The sequence below is a fragment of the Micropruina sp. genome, assembly GCF_027492755.1.
Taxonomy (GTDB): domain Bacteria; phylum Actinomycetota; class Actinomycetes; order Propionibacteriales; family Propionibacteriaceae; genus Micropruina.
Map to the genome: position 1 here is coordinate 1 of NZ_JAPUED010000229.1, position 5,317 is coordinate 5,317.

Here is a 5,317-nt window from a genome sequence, read left to right on the forward strand (position 1 = left end):
CCGAAACCTCACTGAAACGCGGACAGGGTTCACCGGTAATCTGACCGGGTGACTTCTCAGGAACCCGAAGACACCCCGGACGACGCCGCGACGCCGGAGACCGAGCCGAGCCAGCCGCCGGTGCCGCCGGCCCGCCGGCCACGCACCCGCTGGATCGCCGCGCTGGCCTTCCTGGTGGTGGCGGGCCTGATCGCCGGCATCGCCTGGCTGCTGCGGCCCCAGGCGGAGAGTTCCGCGGTGCCGGCGGCGACGCCGCAGCAGGCGGTCGCCGGATACCTCGACGCCCTGATCGCCGCCGATGCCGACCGGGCGCTGGAATACGCGCTGAACCGGCCCACCGACACCAAGCTGCTCACCCACGGCGTCCTCGCCGAGTCGCAGCGGCTGGCCGCATTGAGCGTGGTCAACGTGCCGGAGGTCAACGGCGGCGAGACCGTGTCGGTGCCCGCCGAGGTGAAGTTCGGCGAGAAGGCCGCCACCCTCACCTTCTCCACCACCCACACCGAGGCCGGGTGGCGACTCGCGCAGGTCACCTCCACCATCGATCCGGGGCCGCTGCCCAGCGAACTGGGGGCCACCCTGAACGGGCAGGCGCTGACCGAACCGGCACACCTGGAGGTGTTCCCCGGCACGTACGTGTTCGCCGAGAAGCTGCGCCAGATCGCCTTCGACGGCAACCGAGTGACGGTGGACGCCGTCGGTGAGGACGTCCGGGCCGGCCTGAGCCCGGTGCTCACCGCGGCGGGCGAGAAGCGGGCCAACGCGACGGCGGCGGCCGCACTGAAGAAGTGCCTGGCCAAGCGCGACCCGGCTCCGAAGGGTTGCCCGAACAGCGTCACCATCGAGAAGGGCCAGAAGGTCGACGCCAAGTCGATCAAGTGGACCTTGGTCGGCGACCCGTGGAAGAACGCGACCTACACCCTCGACGTGGCCGAGCCGACCAAGGCCCGCGGCGCCACCAAGCTGAAGTTCCGGTTCCGCTGCACCTTGACCCAGAACGGCGAGAAGTACCAGGTGGATCAGTCGCTGCCGGCCGTCGACGTGCGCTACGTGGTGTCGGTGACCAACGCCAAGGAGCCGGTTGTCTGGCAACGACTCAGCTGACGACCCCGCGTCCGACCGGGCCGTCGTGCTGGGCGGCGGCGGACTCACCGGCTTGGCCTGGCTGCACGGCGTCCTGGAGGAACTACCGGAGGTGCTGGGTGACGCCGAGCGGGTGATCGGCACTTCCGCGGGCGCCCTGCTCGCCACCCGGCTGCTCGCCGGAGGCGACGCCGATGGGCTGCGTGACCACATCTGGGAACTGGCGGACGTGCACGTCGGCTCGATCGCCGGGCTGCAGCTGCTGGCCGCCCAGTTGTGGCCCAGTCGGCGGCACGCCCTGCGCTGGCTGGGACGCCGCGCCGGCCGCCCGGCGGCCCTGAGTGAGCCGGAGTTCGTCGGCCTGGTGGCCCGGGCGATCGGTACCACCCGCTGGCCGTCGTCGCTGATCGTGGTGGCGGTGGACGCCGTCGCCGGGCGTCCGGCCTATTTCACGCCCCGCTCGCAGGTCGAACTGGCCCGGGCCGTGGCCGCCAGCTGCGCGCTGCCGGGGGTGCTGCCGGCTGTGACGATCGAGGGCCGGCCGTTCCTGGACGGAGGTCTGCGCACCCCGGTCAATGCCGATCTGGCATCGGGTTGCGGGCGAGTGCTGATCCTGGCGCCGCAGGGACGATCGGTGCGTGGCGTCCGGCGTCCGGGAAACCAGGCGGCCCGGCTGCGGGCCGACGGCGCCGAGGTCGTGCTGATCGCCGATGACCATCCGGGGCTCGACGCGATGTCGGAGGCGGGCCTGGCCGGTGCCCGGGAACGCGGCCGGTACGCGGGCCGGAAGGCCGCCGCGGCCGTCCGCGAGCTCTACGTCAGCGGCGTCCGAGTGCGTGGTCGCGATGCTGGGTCAGCCACAGCCGGTGGCAGGTGATCACCACCGTCAGCCAGGCGATGCCGAGGCACCAGGCGGCCAGCACGTCGGTCAGCCAGTGGTGCCCCAGGTAGACCCGCGACATGCCCATCGCGAAGGCGTACAGCGTGCCGATGGTCACGGTCGCCACCCGGGCGAGGGTGCTGGTCAGGTAGGCCAGCAGGACGTAGACGACGATGCCGGTGATCACCAGCGAGTTCAGTGAGTGCCCCGACGGAAAGGACGCCGACGTTTCCGGCGGCGGGATGGACAACTCCAGCGGCGGCCGGGCCCGTCCGCTCAACCGTTTGCCGACCACCGTCATGGCCAGCGATCCGGCGACCGCGATCACCATCAGCACCAGCGGAGTCCAGCGTCGCCAGCGCAGCCACATCACCAGCAGCACGGCGGCGGTGATCGGCGTCATCCACAACGTGCCGCCCGACGCGCTGAACGCGGCGATCACCGCGTTCAGTTCCGGCGTCCGGACGCCGATCATCCAATCCAGCACCGGCTGGTCGATCAGGGCCAGGCCGGTGTCGCTGACCACCGACTCGTAGATCCCACCAGCCGCCCAGGTCGCCCCGGCAGCGAGCGCGCCCGCGACGGCCACCAGCAACAGGGCGGCCAGGTCGGCGTTGCGCAGCCGTTCGCTGAGCGCACCGAACACCGTCCGTAGCCAGCGTCCGACAGGGGTGCGCCAGGTGGTGAGGTCGCGATCGCCGATGGTGTGTTCGGGTTCGGCCGGCAACCTGGGAGGGGGCATCGGCCAAGTCTGCCAGGCACCCTCGTGCGGTGGCCGTGTGCCGCGTCCGCTGCGGAACCGGTTCGTTTCGCGCGGCGAGGGATTGTGTCAGGCTGTCCGGCAGTGGGTGTCGCGGTCGGCAGGGTCGCCGGAGCGCGGTCGCCGACCTCAGCCAACCTGTGAGGAGACGACATGTTCCGCAAGATCCTGGTGGCCAACCGGGGCGAGATCGCCGTCCGGGCGTTCCGTGCCGCGACCGAGCTGGGCATCGGTACCGTGGCCGTCTTTCCCTACGAGGACCGGCTCGCCGAGTACCGGTTGAAGGCCGACGAGAGCTATCAGATCGGTGAGGTCGGGCACCCGGTCCGCGCCTACCTGGACGCCGACGGCATCATCGCCGCGGCGCTGGACGCCGAGGTCGATGCGATCTACCCCGGCTACGGGTTCCTCAGCGAGAACGCCGGCTTCGCCCAGGCCTGCGCCGACAACGGCATCACCTTCATCGGGCCGGGCCGCGAGATCCTGGAACTGACCGGTGACAAGGCCAAAGCCATCGCCGCCGCCCGTGAGGCCGGGCTGCCGACGCTGCGCGGGGCCGACGCTTCGGACGACATTCCCACCCTGCTCGCCGCGGCCGAGCAGATCGGCTACCCGGTCTTCGTGAAGGCCGTCTCCGGCGGTGGCGGACGCGGCATGCGCCGGGTGGATGACCCGAAGACCCTCGAGCCGGCGCTGGTCGAGGCGATGCGCGAGGCGCAGGCGGCCTTCGGTGACGCCCGGATGTACCTGGAAGAGGCGGTGATCAGCCCGCGGCACATCGAGGTACAGATCCTGGCCGACAACACCGGCCAGGTGATCCACCTGTTCGAGCGGGACTGCTCGGTACAGCGCCGCCACCAGAAGGTGATCGAGCTCGCCCCGGCACCCAATCTCGACCCGGCCCTGCGCGACGCGATCTGCGCCGACGCGGTGAAGTTCTGCCGGCACATCGGCTACACCAATGCCGGCACCGTGGAGTTCCTGCTGGGTGCCGACGGCCGCTACGTGTTCATCGAGATGAACCCGCGGATCCAGGTCGAACACACGGTCACCGAAGAGGTCACCGACGTCGACCTGGTGTCGTCACAGATGCGGATCGCCGCCGGCGAATCGCTGGCTGACCTGGGCCTGCGGCAGGAGGACATTCACGTTCGTGGCCAGGCCCTGCAGTGCCGGGTGACCACCGAGGACCCCGCCAACGGCTTCCGGCCCGACACCGGGCGGATCTCGGTCTACCGCAGCCCCGGTGGCGCCGGCGTCCGGCTGGACGGCGGAGTGGTGTTCGGCGGCTCCGAGGTGGGCGCCCATTTCGACTCGATGCTGGTCAAGCTGACTTGTCGTGGACGCGACCTGCGGGCGGCCGCCCGGCGCGCCTACCGGGCGTTGAACGAGTTCCGGATCCGAGGCATCTCGACCAACATCGGCTTTCTCGAGGCGGTCATCTCCGACCCCGACTTCCTGGCCGGCCGCGCCACCACGTCGTTCATCGACGAGCGGCCGCAGCTGCTCACCCAGCGGATTCCGGCCGACCGCGGCACCAAGCTGCTCAAATACCTGGCCGGCGTCGCGGTCAACAAGCCGAACGGCGAATGCCGCACCACCCTGATCGCGCGCGACAAGCTGCCGGCACTGACCAAGCAGGAGCTGCAGACCCCGCCGCCGTCCGGGTCGAAACAGCTGCTGCTGGAGGAGGGGCCGGAACGCTTCGCACAGGCGCTGCGCAACCAGACCGCGGTCGCGGTCACCGACACCACCTTCCGCGACGCCCACCAGTCGCTGCTGGCCACCCGGGTACGCACCCGCGACCTGCTGCACGTCGCGCCGCACATCGCCAGGATGTTGCCGCAGCTGTTCTCGATGGAGTCCTGGGGCGGCGCCACCTACGACGTCACGCTGCGCTTCCTCAAGGAGGATCCGTGGCAGCGGCTGGCGAAGTTCGCCGAGGCGATGCCGAACATTCCGCAGCAGATGCTGCTGCGCGGCCGCAATACCGTCGGCTACACCCCCTACCCGCTCAAGGTGACCAACGCCTTCGTCCATGAGGCGGCGCGCACCGGCTGCGACATCTTCCGGATCTTCGACGCGTTGAACAACATCGACCAGATCCGGCCGGCGATCGAGGCGGTGCGCGAGACCGACCACGGCGTCGCCGAGGCGGCGTTGTGCTACACCGGCAACCTCACCTCGCCCGACGAGAAGCTCTACACCCTCGACTACTACCTGCGGTTCGCCGAGCAGCTGGTCGAGGCGGGTGCGCACATCCTGGCGATCAAGGACATGGCCGGCCTGCTGCGGGCGCCGGCGGCAGCGAAACTCGTCCGCGCGTTGCGGGAACGGTTCGATCTGCCCGTGCATCTGCACACCCACGACACCGCCGGTGGCCAGCTGGCCACCCTGGTCGCCGCCATCGACGCAGGGGTGGACGCCGTGGACGTGGCCTGCGCCGCCTGGGCGGGCACCACCTCCCAGGTGTCGATGTCGGCGTTGGTCGCGGCCACCGACGACACCGAACGGGCCACCGGCTTGTCGCTGCAGGCGGTCACCGACCTGGAGCCGTACTTCGAAGCCGTCCGGCTGCTCTACGCGCCGTTCGA

At 70.6% G+C, this 5,317-nt stretch carries 4 protein-coding genes; 3 read left to right on the forward strand and 1 reads right to left on the reverse strand.

What is annotated here, in order from left to right:
- The first annotated feature begins 48 nt into the window (after nucleotides 1–48).
- On the forward strand, nucleotides 49–1,104 hold the full coding sequence (locus tag Q0066_RS15705) for a hypothetical protein (protein ID WP_298134699.1): 1,056 nt from the start codon (nucleotides 49–51) through the stop codon (nucleotides 1,102–1,104).
- The gene (locus Q0066_RS15710; RefSeq protein WP_298134701.1) at nucleotides 1,082–1,960 is read left to right on the forward strand and encodes a patatin-like phospholipase family protein; all 879 of its coding nucleotides are present in this window, start codon (nucleotides 1,082–1,084) and stop codon (nucleotides 1,958–1,960) included. Before Q0066_RS15705 ends, Q0066_RS15710 begins: the two co-directional genes overlap by 23 nt.
- Here Q0066_RS15710 and Q0066_RS15715 read toward each other — a convergent pair.
- On the reverse strand, nucleotides 1,902–2,705 hold the full coding sequence (locus Q0066_RS15715; protein ID WP_298134703.1) for a phosphatase PAP2 family protein: 804 nt from the start codon (nucleotides 2,703–2,705) through the stop codon (nucleotides 1,902–1,904). The genes Q0066_RS15710 and Q0066_RS15715 overlap by 59 nt on opposite strands.
- Before the next feature lie 171 nt (nucleotides 2,706–2,876).
- Between Q0066_RS15715 and Q0066_RS15720 the strand changes: the two genes are divergently transcribed.
- Nucleotides 2,877–5,317: pyruvate carboxylase (locus tag Q0066_RS15720; protein ID WP_298134705.1), on the forward strand; the 2,441-nt coding region annotated here is incomplete at its 3' end.

Bases quoted from the DNA above. Each gene is read 5' to 3' on its own strand.
- Q0066_RS15715 (WP_298134703.1), bottom strand. From the start codon at position 2,705: ATGCCCCCTCCCAGGTTGCCGGCCGAACCCGAACACACCATCGGCGAT.